Annotated in this window: 10 protein-coding genes; 3 read left to right on the top strand and 7 right to left on the bottom strand. The window is 73.8% G+C overall.

Translation table 11 applies throughout. The features are described 5' to 3' along the window. Nucleotides 1-104: 104 nt before the first annotated feature. The 4 genes from ACIRYZ_RS32570 to ACIRYZ_RS32555 all read right to left on the bottom strand — a co-directional run bounded on the left by ACIRYZ_RS32570 (nt 105) and on the right by ACIRYZ_RS32555 (nt 3,075). Complete coding sequence (locus ACIRYZ_RS32570; protein ID WP_402951334.1) at nt 105-722, bottom strand: WhiB family transcriptional regulator; 618 nt, start codon at nt 720-722, stop codon at nt 105-107. Between the two features lie 148 nt (nt 723-870). Continuing rightward, nucleotides 871-1,449 (bottom strand): sigma-70 family RNA polymerase sigma factor, encoded by a 579-nt coding sequence (locus ACIRYZ_RS32565; protein ID WP_402951331.1) that lies wholly within the window; start codon nt 1,447-1,449, stop codon nt 871-873. A 400-nt stretch (nt 1,450-1,849) separates the two neighbouring features. Beyond that, a complete protein-coding gene (locus ACIRYZ_RS32560; RefSeq protein ID WP_402951328.1) occupies nt 1,850-2,578 on the bottom strand; it encodes an anti-sigma factor family protein in 729 nt (242 codons plus the stop codon). Further along, nucleotides 2,575-3,075, bottom strand: coding sequence for a sigma factor-like helix-turn-helix DNA-binding protein (locus ACIRYZ_RS32555; RefSeq protein WP_402951326.1), 501 nt, complete (start codon nt 3,073-3,075; stop codon nt 2,575-2,577). Before ACIRYZ_RS32555 ends, ACIRYZ_RS32560 begins: the two co-directional genes overlap by 4 nt. A gap of 198 nt (nt 3,076-3,273) precedes the next feature. Between ACIRYZ_RS32555 and ACIRYZ_RS32550 the strand changes: the two genes are divergently transcribed. Beyond that, complete coding sequence (locus tag ACIRYZ_RS32550; protein ID WP_402951323.1) at nt 3,274-6,042, top strand: ATP-binding protein; 2,769 nt, start codon at nt 3,274-3,276, stop codon at nt 6,040-6,042. Here the strand turns inward: ACIRYZ_RS32550 and ACIRYZ_RS32545 are convergent, their stop codons facing one another. Together ACIRYZ_RS32545 and ACIRYZ_RS32540 are read right to left on the bottom strand one after the other, a co-directional pair. Continuing rightward, entirely contained in the window at nt 6,043-8,898 is a 2,856-nt protein-coding gene (locus tag ACIRYZ_RS32545) for an ATP-binding protein (RefSeq protein ID WP_402951320.1), read from the bottom strand. A gap of 145 nt (nt 8,899-9,043) precedes the next feature. Continuing rightward, nucleotides 9,044-9,385: a response regulator transcription factor gene (locus ACIRYZ_RS32540; RefSeq protein WP_402951317.1), complete on the bottom strand. Its 342-nt coding sequence runs from the start codon at nt 9,383-9,385 to the stop codon at nt 9,044-9,046. 442 nt (nt 9,386-9,827) lie between these two features. Here ACIRYZ_RS32540 and ACIRYZ_RS32535 point away from each other — a divergent pair, with 442 nt between their 5' ends. Beyond that, on the top strand, nt 9,828-11,531 hold the full coding sequence (locus tag ACIRYZ_RS32535) for an AMP-binding protein (protein ID WP_402951315.1): 1,704 nt from the start codon (nt 9,828-9,830) through the stop codon (nt 11,529-11,531). A gap of 63 nt (nt 11,532-11,594) precedes the next feature. Further along, entirely contained in the window at nt 11,595-12,530 is a 936-nt protein-coding gene (locus ACIRYZ_RS32530; protein ID WP_402951312.1) for an NADP-dependent oxidoreductase, read from the top strand. A 296-nt stretch (nt 12,531-12,826) separates the two neighbouring features. Here ACIRYZ_RS32530 and ACIRYZ_RS32525 read toward each other — a convergent pair whose 3' ends face one another. Then, nucleotides 12,827-14,305, bottom strand: a complete 1,479-nt coding sequence (locus ACIRYZ_RS32525) for a hypothetical protein (RefSeq protein WP_402951309.1) — start codon at nt 14,303-14,305, stop codon at nt 12,827-12,829. Nucleotides 14,306-14,447 lie beyond the last annotated feature (142 nt).

Here is a 14,447-nt window from a genome sequence, read left to right as displayed (position 1 = left end):
CATGGCTGCTGTCACGGTCAGGCTCCCGTCGATCAGGCTGTCGTCACGCCCTCGGGCGCACGCCCTGACTCACGGAGCGGGGGTGCCAAAGCCCGCCCGTGCCGTCAGGCGGCGCGCGGCAGTTCCCCGGGCATCCGGCGCCACCGGTCGGCGGCCCGGTCCGCGCGCCGGCCGGGGTCCACACCGAGGTGCTCAGCGGGTTCCAGCGGTACCGGGGTCGGTCCGCCCACCAGGTCGAGCACCCAGAGCACCTGACGGGCCGTGTGCAGCGCGGCCCGGATGGCGGTCGGGTCGAGACACAGGGCGCGGCAGATCCGCTGCTCGCTCCAGCCGGCCCGGGCGAGCAGGGCGACGACGGCGGGCCGGTCCCGGATTCTCACCTCCACCGGATCGCCGTGCTGGATCCGGGCCGGCACGCCCGAGGGCAGGTTGCGGAAGTGCTGGACCTGCTTCCGCAGGGCGCGTCGCTCCGGTGCGGTCAGCCCGCCCCAGACGCCGTACTGCTCACCGTCCTGGACAGCGCGGCGCAGGCACTCCCGGCGGGCCGGGCAGGCCCGGCAGACCGACTTGGCCTGGATCGCCCGGGATTCGGCGGCAGTCCCACCACCACGGTTGTCGGGGAAGAACAGCTCCGGGTCGACGTAGCGGCAGGCCGCGTCGACCATCGGCTCGTCGAGGCCGGCCCAGTCGTTCGGCCCGGCCTCCAGTGCAGCTGCGGACATCGAACACACCCTTTCCTGAGGACTCCCGGTCGGAGGGTGCGGCGCCGTTCGCTCGCGCGCACCCGCAGCCCTGCTTACGGCCGGGATGGCTCCGGGATTCAATCCGGCTCGGAAATTCCTGCTCCGAAGTCGCGACCGCGGTCAGGCGTCAGGGCACCAGGCCGTGCTCGCGCAGCGCCAGGCGCAGCGCACGGATGGCGTAGAAGCAGCGGGACTTGACGGTTCCTTCGGGCACGCCGAGCAGTTCGGCGGTCTCGGAGAGCGGGCGGTGGTTGAAGTAGATCTCGGTGAGCACCGCCCGGTGCGCCTCGGTCAGCGAGGACAGTGCCTGGCGCACCGACCAGTTGTTGAGCAGCCGGTCGATCTCGTTGCCGAGCGCGGGCTCCTCGGCGAAGACCGTGAGGTCGGGTGAGCCCACCTCGGTGGGCCGGCTGCCGCGCGCCCGCAGATGGTCGATCAGCAGGTTGCGGGCGACGCGGTAGAGCCAGGGCAGCGGCGTGCCCTGCTGGGCGGAGAGGATCTCCGGGTGGTGCCAGGCACGCACGAAGGTCTCCTGGGTGAGATCCTCCGCGAGCTGAGCGTCGCCAAGGGTGCGCTTGGCGAGATAGCCGTGCACGGCCCGGCGGTGTGTGGTGAGCAGGCTCCAGAACTCTGCGTCGGCCATCCGCGGCCGGTCGGCGGGGGCGGATGGGGTCTGGGTGGCGGAGTCCTGGGCGTGCTCGGTCATGAGGGTCCTCTGGTCGGGTGAAGGCGTCGCTGCTCTGACGAGGTGATCCGAGCCTCTCGGCCGGCCAGGTCACGGACATCCGCCAACTGGCTCCGGACCTGCGCGGATCCGGCACTGCCCGCCGGCAACCGGGCCATTCGTCGTGCCGACGCCGCACCGCCGGCGCCGGAAGGTGCGACGAACGGTCGAATTCACCGGTCGAACGGTCGAGCGGCGACCGTCTCCGACCCGCCACCGATCCACCGCCACGCCGCTGACCTGCGGGTTCTCGCCAGTTGGCGGGTGTTCGTGACAGCGCGGACGGGCGGCCGGCCGCACTGCGCCGAACGGCGGGCCGAGAAAGACGGAAACGGCCCGGTCAGCATGACCGGGCCGTCCCCTTCCGCGAGGTCGGAGGTGATCAGACGGGTACCGAAACCAGCTCCCGCCCGTCCGCGGTGCGCACCTCGAAGTGGTCGAGCTGCTGCCGGGACAGCGAGGTGCCGCCGTGCACCAGCAGCGGATCCGGGTGCCCGGGCACGCCGTACCCGGCGGCCGGCACGGACCAACTGGTCACCGACTCCCGTTGCCCGCTCTTGGAGACCGCCACCAGCGAGCAGACCAGCGGCCCGTCGACACCACCGAGCTGGAGCGCGACATGCGTGCCCCAGGCCTTGTCCTCCAGCCCGACCACCCCGGCCACGCCGGTCGCCGGGTCGGTGGCGCCGTGCTGCTCACCGGTCATCATCAGCATGGCGGCCGGGCTCGGCGTGGGGCCGGCGGGCCTGCTCGCCACCGCCCGGCCTGAGCCCAGGCGCAGCGAGACGAAGGGCGCGGCCACCAGCAGCGCGGCGGCAGCGGTCAGCGCCGCCGCCGTCCGCCAGGTGCGGCGGTGCCGGTCCCGGGCCACGTCCCGGAGCAGTTGGTCCAGCAGTTCGTCGTCCGCTCCGGCGGTGGAGCGGACGTCATCCGCCTCCGGCGGCTCCCCCACGAGCGGGAGCAGCAGCTCGCGGACCGACTGGAAGGAACCGATCTCGCTCAGGCACTGGTCGCATTCGAGCAGGTGCTCCTCGAACCGGTCGGACTCCGGACCGTCCAGTCCGCCGAGCACGTAGGCGCCGAGGTCGGCACAGTCGGGGCTACGGTTCACCAGGCCGATTCCTGTTCTTCGATGGCGAGGGCCAGGCGGTGCAGCCCGTAGTAGAGACGGGACTTCACCGCCTCGGGCGGAAGACCGAGGACCTCGGCCGCCTGCTGAACCGTCCGGCCCTTCAGGAACGTTTCGACCAGCGCCGCCCGGTGCTCGGGCGGCAGTCCGGCCAGCTTATCGGCGATGGGCAGCTCGTTGCCGGGCCGGGCCGGCGGCTGGCCGGGCGCCGGTGCGGCCGCGACGCCGCGCCACCGACGCCGCAGGCCGAAACGCGGACGCCTGACCGACAGTCGGCGCATCTCGTCGGCCAGCCAACCCGTCAGGTCGGCACCGACCGGACCGGCCGGCCGGCGGACGGCGTTCAGCAGCGCGGTGCGGAGCAAGGCATGAGCCCGCGTCCGGTCGCCGCCCGTGAGGGTGAGGGCATGCGGATACACCCCGGCTGCGTGCCGCGCGTACAGCTCACGCGCCAGCCGCTCCTGCACACGCTTCGTCAACCCACGATCTCCCCGCCTCGGCTCCCCACTCCACGTACGGAGCGACCCGCAGGTTCAGCGTGATCCACGCCACAGCCCGAGGGTCCAGGTCCGCCATCGGGTAGCCTCCTGACCGGAATCGGGAGCGATCGGCCGATCGGCTCCTTTCCTGGTCAGCGGGGGCGAAACGGGCGGATGACGGGCGGCGGGCAGAAGACGATGACGGCAACCGACGAGCCGCTGTTCGGCCGTGACGCGGAGTTGGCCCGCCTGGCGGACCTGCTGTCCGAGGCCCGCCGGGGCTACGGCGCGGCCGTGCTGGTCGAGGGCGAGCCCGGGAGCGGCAAGACCTCGCTGGTGGGGGCGCTGGAAGCGCAGGCGCTGGCGGCCGGCTGCACGGTGCTGCGCGGCTGCTGCGACGAGGCCGCCAGCGACTTTCCGCTGCTGCCGGTGCTCGACGCGCTGGGCGTACACCGCCGCGGCGAGGACGTCGCCCGCGCGGAGATCCGCCAGTTGCTGCGCCTGGGTGCGGGAGCGAACCAGGACGCCATCCCCGCGCTGATCGAGCGGCTGCTCGACCTGGTGGAGACCGCCTGCGCCGCCGGGCCGGTGGTGCTCACGGTCGACGACCTCCAGTGGGCCGACGACACCACCGCCGTCTGGTGGCAGCGGCTGGCGCGCTGTGCCGACGAGCTGCCGCTGCTGCTGATCGGCGCGGTGCGCGCCCGGAGCGACTCCCCCGCCGTGGACGTGCTGCGCCGCAGCCACGCCAGGCGTCAGAGCCCGACGCTGCGGCTGGGCCCGCTCGACCCGGCCGCGCTGACCGCACTCGCCGCCCACCGGCTGGGCGCCGTCCCCGGCCCGAAGCTCTCCCAGTTGCTGCTCAGTACGGGCGGCAGCCCGTTGTGCGCGGTCGAGTTCCTCGCCCACGTCAGGCGGGAGCGCCTGCTCCAGCCGGCCGTGGACGGCCGGGCCCTCGACCTCGCCGAGGAGCTGGTCGGCGCCACCCTGGCCGGCGCGGTCCGCAACCGGATCAGCCATCTCAGCCCGGAGCAGCGCGAGTTCCTGCAGGCCCTCAGCGTGCTCGGCCCGGAGTTCGGCACCGAGCAGGCGCTGGCCGTGCTGGACGGCTCGGCCCGCGAGCTGGCCCCGCTGTTCGCCGAGACGCAGGCCGCCGGCCTGCTCGCCCAGCACGGCACCGTGACCGCGTTCCGCAACCCGCTGCTCCAGGAGCAGCTGTACGAGGAGATCCCGCTCCCGCTGCGGGCTCCCCTGCACACCCGGGCGGCCGAGCGGCTGGAGGCGGCCGGCGCCCCGCTCGACCGCGTGCTGCAACAGCTGACCAAGGCCGCCGCCGGGTCGGACTCCTTCGCCCCGCAGGGCAGTTGGGCCTACGGCTGGCTGCACGAGCACACCGAGGCGCTGGTCAACCGCACCCCCGCGGTCGCCGTCGAGCTGCTCTCGCCGCTGGTCGATCCGGCGGCACCGGGCGGCACCGTGCACCTGGCCGTCCTCACGGCGCTGCAACGCCTCCAGCGGCACGACGAGGTGGAGGCGCACTGCCGACGGCTGCTGGACTCCGGTACCGACCCCGAGACGATCGGCCAGGCCGGCTACCAGCTCGCGGTCTGCCTTCAGCGCGGGGCGCGATTCGCCGAGGCGAACGACCTCACCGACCGGCTCTTCGCCCGCAGCGACCTCCCGCCGAAGTGGCGCGCGGCGCTCCACGCCGTCCGCAGCACGACCGAGGACAACGTGGGCCACCAGGAGGCGGCGGAGCGCCACGCCGAGCTGGCGATCTCGCTGGGCCGGTCCTGCGAGGCCTGGTTCGCCGTCGGTCTCGGCGGCTGGTACAGCGCGCAGTTCGCGGTATCGGCCGACCCGCACCTGGCGCTGCGCCGGTTCGACGAAGCCGTCGACGCGCTGCGCCGCGACCCGTCGCAGCGGTTCATGCTGACCATCGCGCTGGGCGGCCGGCTCGGTGTGCTCCACGGGCTCGACCGCACCGCCGATCTCGCCGACACCGTCGACTCGATGCGCCGCCTGATCGGTGCCAACGGCGGCGTCGCGCCGTTCGTCACCACCATGGTCCTGGCCGAACTCCGGTACCACCAAGGCCGCTGGGACGAACTCCAGGCGGACACCGAGCACCTGACCGAGCAGAGCCCGGCCGAGAACTGGCAGCTCTACACGCTGCACGGGATGCTGGCCGTGGTCGCGGCCCACCGCGGCGACGAGGCGGCGCTGCGCAGGCACCTCGACAAGTGCGCGGACATGCCGCAGGAGGAGGGCTACCTGCTCGACTTCGGGCAGTGGACGAGGCTGGCGCGGGCGGTGGCGGCGGACCGGGCCGGAGAGCCCGGCCGGGCGGTGGCCGCTCTGCTGGAGTTCCACCACCCCGAGCTGATGCACCGCCAGCGACTGCGTTTCCACCTGCTGCCCCACCTGGTGCGGTTCGCGCTGGCCGCCGGAGACCGGGCCACCGCCGCCGAGGCCGCCCGGCTGTGCCGGGCCCAGGCGGAGCCCCGCCCGGTCACGCACTGGGACCAGGCCGCCGCGCACTGCGCGGCCATGCTCGCCGACGACGCGGCCGCCCTGCTCGACGTGGCGGCGTACTACCAGCGCACCGAGCGGCCGTTGGAACACACCCAGACCCTGCACGACGCGGCGCGCGCGTTCACGGCCGCCGGCGACCACCAGGCGGCCGAGGCCGCCACGGCCCAGGCGGTCGCCGCCTGCCACCGGCTCGGCATCCCGGGCGGCGCGGACACCCCGGCGCAGCAGCCCGACCGCGGCTGGGAGTCCCTGACCGCCACCGAGCAGCGGATCGCCCGGCTGGCCGCGCAGGCCAGGTCGAACCCGCAGATCGCGGCGGAGCTCAACCTGCCGCGCCGGACCGTCCAGACCCACGTCTCTCGGATCCTCGCCAAGCTCCAGCTGCGCTCGCGGGTGGAGATCCCGTTGCACGTCCCGGCCGACGCCCGGTAGTCAGCCGACGCCCGGGTCCTCGGACCGGCGGGCGAGTTCCTGGGCGATGGCGACCCGGGAGGTGGCACCGAGCTTCGCCAGGATGCTGGACACGTGGGTCTGCACCGTCCGCACGGAGATGCCCAGCCGGGCCGCGGTCTCCGGGTTGGACAGCCCCTGGCCGACCAGCCGGGCCACCGTCAGCTCGGCGGGCGTCAGCGCCTCCCAGCCGCTCGCGGCCCGCCGGCGGCCGGCACGGCGCCGGACGAGCGCGTCGACGCCTGCCGCGCGCAGCCGCTGCTCCGTCCGCCGGGCCTCGGCCAGGGCGCCCATCCCCCGGTACAGCTCCAGTGCCTCGGCCAGGACCGGCCGCGCCTCGGCCATCCGTCCGGCGGCCGCCTCAGCCGCCGCCAGATCCTCCAGCACCCAGGCCAGTTGAGTTCGCCGCTGCACCGACCGGAAGTACTTCGTGACGGCGCCCAGCCCGGTCGTGTCCGCCGCGAGCAGTGCCTCGCACCAGGCCAGCACCCAGGCCCGGTGCGGCACCGGCTGCACGGCCGCCGCCTGCCGGGCGAACTCGACGAACCGCTCGGCGAGTTCGCGATGGCCGCAGTCGAGCGCGTGCCGTACCGCCCGGGGGCACCAGATCAGCCGGTACGCCGCCCCCTGGACGCGCTCCGCGGTCAGCTCACCCTCCAGCGCCCGCAGTGCCCGGTCGGGTGCGCCCGCGCGCTCGGCCGCCATCGCCTCGGCCACCCGGAGCAGCGTGGCGGCCCGGCCCACCGCCCGGCCGCCGGCGAGCTGCTGGGCCCGGCGCAGCTGCTCGGACGCGGGCTCCGGCTCGGCGCAGACGGCCTGCTGCACGGCGAAGGCGCAGTGCGCGCTGAGCATCGGCTGCGGCTCGTCCGGGCGGCACAGCTCGGCGAGCTCGTCCCCGCCGAGGGACCAGTCGCCGTTGCGCAGGTGGAGGGCGAAGCCTGCCACCGCCGTCCACCGCCCGTCATGGGTGCGTGAGCGGGCCGCCGAGGCCTTGGCGCGTGCCTGGGCTGCGTCCGAGTCGGTCCGCCGGTCCAGCTCGCCCAGCAGGTCGGCCAGTTCGGAGAGCACCACCGCGTGCAGCTCGGGCCGGCCACCCGCGATGCCGCCCAGCAGACCACTGGCCTCCTCCAGCAGCGCCAGGGCACGCTCGGCCGCGCCGCCCGCCCGGGCCGCGACGGCCCGGCACAGCGCCAGCCCGGCCAGCGCCCACTGGTCGCCGGACTCGCGCGCCGCAGCCTCGGCAGCGGCCTCGGCCGTGGCGAGCCGGGCCCGGACGGGTTCACCGAGCACCACCAGCGCGTAGACCAGGCAGGCCCCGAGTCGGGCGCGCAGCGCGAGCGGAACGCCGTCCCTGGCGAGCTGCTCCTCGCACAGGCGGCCCGCCTCGGTGTGGCCGCCGACCAGGTGGAGGCTGCGAGCGAGGTCCCAGGCCAGCTCGGAGGTCAGCACCGGGTCGTCGGTCGAGGCGAGGATGTTCCGGGCCAGCTCCAGCGCCTGGGTGTAGCGCCGGGTGCGCAGCATGGCCCGGGCCAGCGCGGCCTGCAGCGCCTTGTCCCGGCCGTCGAGCTGCTCCCCGCCGGCCGCCGCGCGCAGCACCGGTACGGCGAGCTTCGGCGCCTGCTCGACCAGCGCGGACGCCTGCTGCCGGACCCAGCCAACAGCCCACCGGCTCAGCACCGGCCCGGCCTGCTCCAGGTGTTCGGCGACCTGGACGGCGTCGGCGCCGGACTCCGCCAGCCGGTGCGCCGCGTCGGCGTGCATCGACCAGCGCAGCACCGCCGGGACGCTCTCCCGGATGCCACGCCAGAGCACCGGGTGACAGAAGCTCAGGCCGGTCTCGGTCTCCGCCAGCAGCCCGGTCGAGACGGCCTCCCGTACGCCGGCCAGCAGGGCGGTGGCAGGCTGCCCGGTGACGGTTGCGAGGTCCGGGACCCGGAAACGCTGCCCGAGCAGCGCCGCCTCCCGGACGGCCTGCGCGGCGCCCGGCGACAGCTCCGCGAGCCGAAGTTCGGCCAGCTCGGTGAAGGCCGGCTCGGCCGCGCCCTCGGCGACCTCGACCGCGGTGTCGGTGCGGCGCAGCAGGCCCTGCCGGTCCAGCACGTCGAGGAGTTCCAGCAGATAGCGGGGGTTGCCGCCGACCTGCGACAGCAGCCGTACGAGGCTCTCGCCGGACGGGGCACCCAGCCGGTGACGGGCCAGCGCCAGGGTGGCGTCCGGCGCGAGCGGGCCGAGTTCGATCACCTCGTCGTCCAGCCGGCCCGCCACCACCAGGGACTCCACCGGCCGGGACCACTGCCCGTACCGCACGCACGCCAGCAGTAGCAGCGGCAGGTCCACGGCCGCCCGGGCCAGCCGGCGCCAGAGCGCGACCGAGGCGTCGTCCAGCCACTGCGCGTGGTCGATCACCAGGACCAGCGGCCCTTGGGCGCACTGCTCCTCGACCGCTTCCAGCAGCAGCCCGCTGGTCGCGGCCACCGACACCGCGCCGCCCGCGCTGCGGGCCAGCTCGGCCAGGTCCGGGCTGGAGCGGTAGAGCGCCTGGCCGCTCGACGTACGGCACTCCAGGAAAGGCAGCAGCGGCAGCCGCCGACCGAGCTCGTCCGCCTCGCCGCGCCAGACCTGCAGGCCGGCCCGGACCGGCTCGGCCAGGCAGTGCTCCACCAGACCGGTCACGCCCGCGCCGGCCTCGCCGGTCACGAGCACTCCTCCGCCTGCGCCGTTCCGGGCCCGGGTCAGCCGGTCCCGCAGACCGGCCGTCTCGTGCTCACGACCGAACAGGGCGGCGACGTCGGCTGCGCTGCCCGGCCGGCGCCCCGAGGCGGTGAAGACGGCATCCAAGCGGAACTCCTCAGCGGTACGGTGGTCGGTCCGGCGCGCCATCGGTCGTCAGGTGCGATCCGGTTTCCCGGGCCTCATTCTCCGCTGGAGGACGGCCCGCCCACATCCGGGAAAACACGTAACCGGCGCCCGCCGGACTACGTGGTCAGCCGTCCCGGCGGACCACCCAGACCGCGAGCTGGGCCCGCGAGCCGAGGTCCAGCTTGGTCATGATCCGGCTGACATGGGTCTCGACCGTGCGCTGCGAGAGCACCAGCCGGTCGGCGATCTCCCGGTTGGTGAGTCCTTCCGCCACCAGGCCGGCGACCTGCTGCTCGCGCCGGCTCAGCTCCGACCGGCCGGCGGCCGGCGGCTGCTCGGCGCTCAGGGCGAGCCGGACGGACTCCTCCAGATCCAACCGGGTGCCCGCGTGGAACGCCTCGGCGAACCGCCGCTCGCCCAGCTGGGCGCGCGAGCACCGGACCGCCTCCTCGTAGTACGCGACCATGTCCTGGAACCCGAACTCCAGCGCGCCGACGGACTGCCAGATCGGCTCGGTGGAGCCCAGCAGCCGGGCCGCGAACTCCGCCGGCGTCCGACGAAGCTGGTGAGGTCCGCCGGAAGATTGCCGTTCATACGTTCGCCGTGCGCTTCCATACAGCAGAGTTATCCCGCCTGTCGACCGTCTGTCCAATCTCGCCGGCCGACACCCGTCAGGAGGCGGTGCACTCGGCCCGGACGGCCGCCGCCGCGTGGTGCGCGTGGCTCTTCCCGCCGCCGGGAGGAGCATCCTGCGGGCTGGGCCCGACCGCGTTGAACCGGACGGGCCGTCGATACGTCAGGTTCTCCGTGCGTCGGCGCGGCCGCCCGTGGCGGCGCACCGTGTCGGTACCGCGAGCCGGGCCTGCCCGAGATCCGGCCGTTCCACCTGTCCTCAGGAGCTGATTGCCGTGACGACGAACCCCGCCACCGAGCGCTACCGAGCCGCGCGGGACGTGTTGTTGCAGATGTCGGGAGACCACCGGACCGCGCTGGAGGAGTTCCGCTGGCCGGTGATCGACGGACCGTTCAACTGGGCGGTGGACTGGTTCGACGTGATCGCGCGGGGCAACCGGCGGACCGCGCTGTGGATCGCGGAGGAGGACGGCGGCGAGGCGAAGTACAGCTTCGACGAGCTGGCCCGGCGCTCGGACCGGGTCGCGCACTGGCTGGCCGATCAGGGAGTGCGGAAGGGCGACCGGGTGCTGCTGATGCTCGGCAACCAGGTCGAGCTGTGGGAGGCCATGCTCGCGGTGATGAAGCTCGGCGCGGTCATCATGCCCACCACCACCGCGCTGGGCGGCGCCGACCTGGTGGACCGGATCGAGCGCGGCGGCGCCCGGCACGTGCTCGCGAACTCCGCCGACACCGGCAAGTTCGCCGAGGTGCCCGGCGACTACACCCGCGTGGTGATCGGCGAGCCGGTGGCGGGCTGGGCCTCGTACACCGACGCCTACCGGTTCGAGGCGCCGAAGCCGTTCACCGCGGTGACCGCCGCCGATGACCCGCTGCTGGTCTACTTCACCTCCGGCACCACCAGCCGCCCGAAGATGGTCGAGCACACCCAGCTGTCCTACCCGGTGGGGCACCTGACCACCATGTACTGGACCGGGCTGCGGCCGGGGGACGTGCACTGCAACATCAGCTCGCCCGGCTGGGCGAAGCACGCATGGAGCTGCTTCTTCGCGCCGTGGATCGCCGAGGCGACGATCTTCGTCCACAACTACTCGCGGTTCGACGCCACCCGGCTGGTGGAGCAGCTGCACCGGGCCGAGGTCACCACCTTCTGCGCGCCGCCGACGGTCTGGCGGATGCTGATCCAGACCGACCTGTCGGCCGGCCCCGGCGCGCTGCGCGAACTGCTCGCTGCCGGGGAGCCGCTCAACCCCGAGGTGATCGCGCAGATCGAGCGGGCCTGGGGGCGGACCATCCGGGACGGCTTCGGGCAGACCGAGACCACCCTGCTGGTCGGTAACACGCCTGGCTCCCCGCTCAAGCCCGGATCCATGGGACGGCCGCTGCCCGGCGTACCGGTGGTGCTGGTCGACCCGGTCACCGGCAGGCTCGCCGACGAGGGCGAGATCTGCCTCGACCTGGCCGGGCGCCCCGTGAACCTGATGACCGGCTATCTCGGCGACCCCGAACGCAACGCCGAGGTGACGGCCGGCGGCTACTACCGGACCGGCGATGTCGCGGTCCGCGACTCCGACGGGCACATCACCTACATCGGGCGCAGCGACGACGTCTTCAAGGCCTCCGACTACAAGGTCTCCCCGTTCGAGCTGGAGAGCGTCCTGATCGAGCACCCGGCCGTGGCCGAGGCCGCCGTGGTGCCCGCGCCGGACCCGGTCCGGCTCGCCGTCCCCAAGGCGTACATCGCCCTCGCCCCCGGCTGGGCACCCGACCGCGACACCGCCCTGGCCATCCTGCGGCACGCCCGCGAGCACCTCCCGCCGTACCTCCGGGTCCGCCGGGTCGAGTTCTTCCCGTTGCCCAAGACCATCTCCGGCAAGATCCGCCGCGTCGAGCTGCGCGAGCGCGAACAGCGGGCGGCCGGGTCCGAACACGATTGGCGCGACGAGCAGTTCCCGGAACTCCGCGGCCCGGCACGCTGAACTCGGCGTCCACGACGTGCGTAAGACGCTGCGTCAGGACGACACCAACAGAAGGAGAGAACCGTGCGCGCAGCGTACATCGAGGCGTTCGGTGCCATTGAGGACGTCGTGCGGGTCGGCGTCCGGCCGGACCCGGCCATCCGCGCCACCGAGGTGGTCATCCGGGTCCGCAGCGCCAGCGTGAATCCGATCGACCACATCGTGGCGTCCGGGGCTCTGCAGACGGTGCACCCGGTCGCGCTGCCCCTGACGCTGGGCAACGACGCGGCCGGAGTCGTCGTCGGGAAGGGCGCGGCGGTGACCCGGTTCAACGTCGGCGACGAGGTCTACACCCGGGTCGACCCGGCCACCTCCGGGGCGTTCGCCGACTACGTCGCGGTCGATCAGAACCTCGTCGCGCTGAAGCCCGAGACCATCGGCTTCGACGCCGCCGCGTCGCTCCCGCTGGTCGCCCTGACCGCCTGGCAGGGCCTGGTGGAGCGCGCGGGCCTGAGCGAGGGCCAGAAGGTGCTGATCCACGCCGGCTCGGGCGGAGTGGGCTCCATCGCCATCCAGCTGGCCCGGCACCTGGGAGCGCACATCACCACCACGGTGTCCGCCGACGGCGCGGCACAGGCCCGTGAGCACGGCGCCCACCAGGTCGTGGACTACCGGACCGAGAAGTTCGAGGACGTCGACGGCGACTTCGACGTGGTGCTGGACACCCTGGGCGGTGAGGTGCAGGAGCGCTCCTACGGCGTGCTGAAGCCCGGCGGCGTCCTGGTCTCCACCGTGTGGGTCCCCGCGGCCCAGGAGGCGGCCGAGCGCCACGGCATCCGGGTCGAGCCGTTCTTCATGCACCCCAGCGGCAAGCAGCTGGAGACGCTCGCGCGCCTCGTCGACGCCGGCACGGTCCGGCCCTTCATCGACCGTGCGTACGGCCTCGACGAGACCGCCGACGCCCTGCGCCACAGCGCTTCGAAGCACGCCAAGGGGAAGATCGTCATCCGCGTCTCCTGACCAGCCCACGGCTCCCCTGCAACGACCGCCCGGCACCACGCCGGGCGGTCGTCCGCATTCGCCCACTGCCGCTCGGCCCGTGCCCATGCGGAACGCCCGTCGGCTCTCGGGGAGAACCGACGGGCGTCGGTGCCCTCGCGGCGGAGATCAGAGCTCGCCGGCCTTCTGCCTGCCGGGGATCAGTGCCGCCCGGCGATCGGTACCTGGAAAGCCGAGCGGGACCCCGGCCGGGCCACAAGGCCCGTTGCCGGAGTCCCGCTCGATCGGCCCGCCGGGGCCCCGGTGCTCGGGACCACTCAGTCCCCGAAGCGGATTGAGGCGATCTTCATGGCGAAGCCGATCACACTGAGATCCGGGATGCTGGCGGTCACCACCGCCGAGGTGCCGGTGCAGTCGGGGCCCGTCCAGATCTTGACCGGCCCGCCGCTGAGGTCCAGCGAGGCAGCCTGGCTCCCCTTCTGGACGTTCTTGCAGCCGGGACCGCTGACGGCCTCCGAACCGTTCGGCTCGCTGAACTTGACGCCGGTGTCGATCGTGACCACCCCGTTGCCGAGGGCCACCGGGGTCCCGGGTGCGCTCGGCGCGGTGGCGGACGCGCTCGGCGAAGCGGGTGCGCTCGGCGCGGTGGCGGCGGCCGAGGCCGTCGGCGCGGCGGACGCGGTGGACGCGGTGGACGCGGTGGGCGCACCGCTCCCGGCGGCCGGGCGCAGCACCTTCCCGCCGTGCGGCGACACCGCGAACCAGGTACCGCCGACCCCCTCACCGTTCGTCTGCCCCGGGGCGGTGTCCTTGCCGAAGCGGTACACCGGCCAGCCGCCGACGGTCACCTGACGCGTGCCGTCGGCCCGGGTCACGATGCCGATCTCCGAGGTCGGCACACCGGCGACGAAGATCCGCGAGCCGGGCTGGACCAGGACCGGCGGCCACGTCGTGGCACAGGCGTCATTGCAGGTGGACTTCGACGGCTTCGCCGTGTCCCTGTCGAACCGGTACAGCGTGAACCCGGCGCCGTCGTGCACGATCGGGGTCAGGCCGCCGGCCGAACCCGCCGTCAGTTGCACCCACTTCATCGCCTCCGGGCTGTTGCGCGGCCCCGAGTACTGGTCGCCGGTGTTCGGCGGCGCGTTGTTCTCCTTCGCGGTGCCGTTCTTGTAGTCCAGGCCGGTATCGGCGTCCGTACCCTGCTGGGACTGGCCCGCCTTGCCGCCCTCCGGTGTCACGGCGAACCAAGTGCCGCCCACGCCCTGGCCGTTGGCCTGCCCGGAGGCGGTGTCCTTGCTGAACCGGTAGACCGGCCAGCCGCCGACGGTCGCCTGGAGCGTTCCGTCGTCGCGCTTGACGACACCCACGTCGGCCTGCGCCACGCCGTCCAGGAAGATCCGCGAGCCTGGCTGGACCAGGACCGGCGGCCACGTCGCGGCACAGGCGTCATTGCAGGTGGACTTCGACGGCTTCGCCGTGTCCTTGTCGAACCGGTACAGCGTGAACCCGGCGGCGTTGCGGACGACCGGATTGAGCGGACCGGCCGCGCCCACGCTGAGCTGCACCCACTTCATCGCAGCCTGCGTGTTCGTCGCACCGGCGGCGAAGTCCCCGGTGTCGGCAGGCGCGTTGTTCTCCTGCGCCGTGCCGGGCACATAACTGACGGGCGAGGACGCCGTCGTGCTCTCGGAGGGCTTGGGCTCCGCCTCCGTGCCGCTCGGAGAGCAACCCGTCAATGCCGCCAGCCCCGTGGCCAGGGCGGCCGAAAGTATCGCGGTGCGTGCTCGGATCATGTCGATTCCCCAGATGGTTCCACCGGCTGCCCGTTCCTCCGTCAGCCGTCCGACCCCCTTGACGGACCGAACCGGTGAACTCCTCAACCCCGCCCCGATCAACGCGCGTGATTCGCCTCACACCCCGCTCACGGAAGCCACC

This window comes from Kitasatospora sp. NPDC101155, from assembly GCF_044768305.1.
GTDB lineage: Bacteria > Actinomycetota > Actinomycetes > Streptomycetales > Streptomycetaceae > Kitasatospora.
The sequence above is the reverse complement of the archived record's forward strand: the minus strand, read 5'-3'. Positions and strand labels throughout refer to the sequence as shown.

Coding starts and splice junctions, on each gene's coding strand:
- ACIRYZ_RS32570 (WP_402951334.1), bottom strand. CDS start 722: ATGTCCGCAGCTGCACTGGAGGCCGGGCCGAACGACTGGGCCGGCCTC.
- ACIRYZ_RS32565 (WP_402951331.1), bottom strand. CDS start 1,449: ATGACCGAGCACGCCCAGGACTCCGCCACCCAGACCCCATCCGCCCCC.
- ACIRYZ_RS32550 (WP_402951323.1), top strand. CDS start 3,274: ATGACGGCAACCGACGAGCCGCTGTTCGGCCGTGACGCGGAGTTGGCC.
- ACIRYZ_RS32540 (WP_402951317.1), bottom strand. CDS start 9,385: ATGGTCGCGTACTACGAGGAGGCGGTCCGGTGCTCGCGCGCCCAGCTG.
- ACIRYZ_RS32525 (WP_402951309.1), bottom strand. CDS start 14,305: ATGATCCGAGCACGCACCGCGATACTTTCGGCCGCCCTGGCCACGGGG.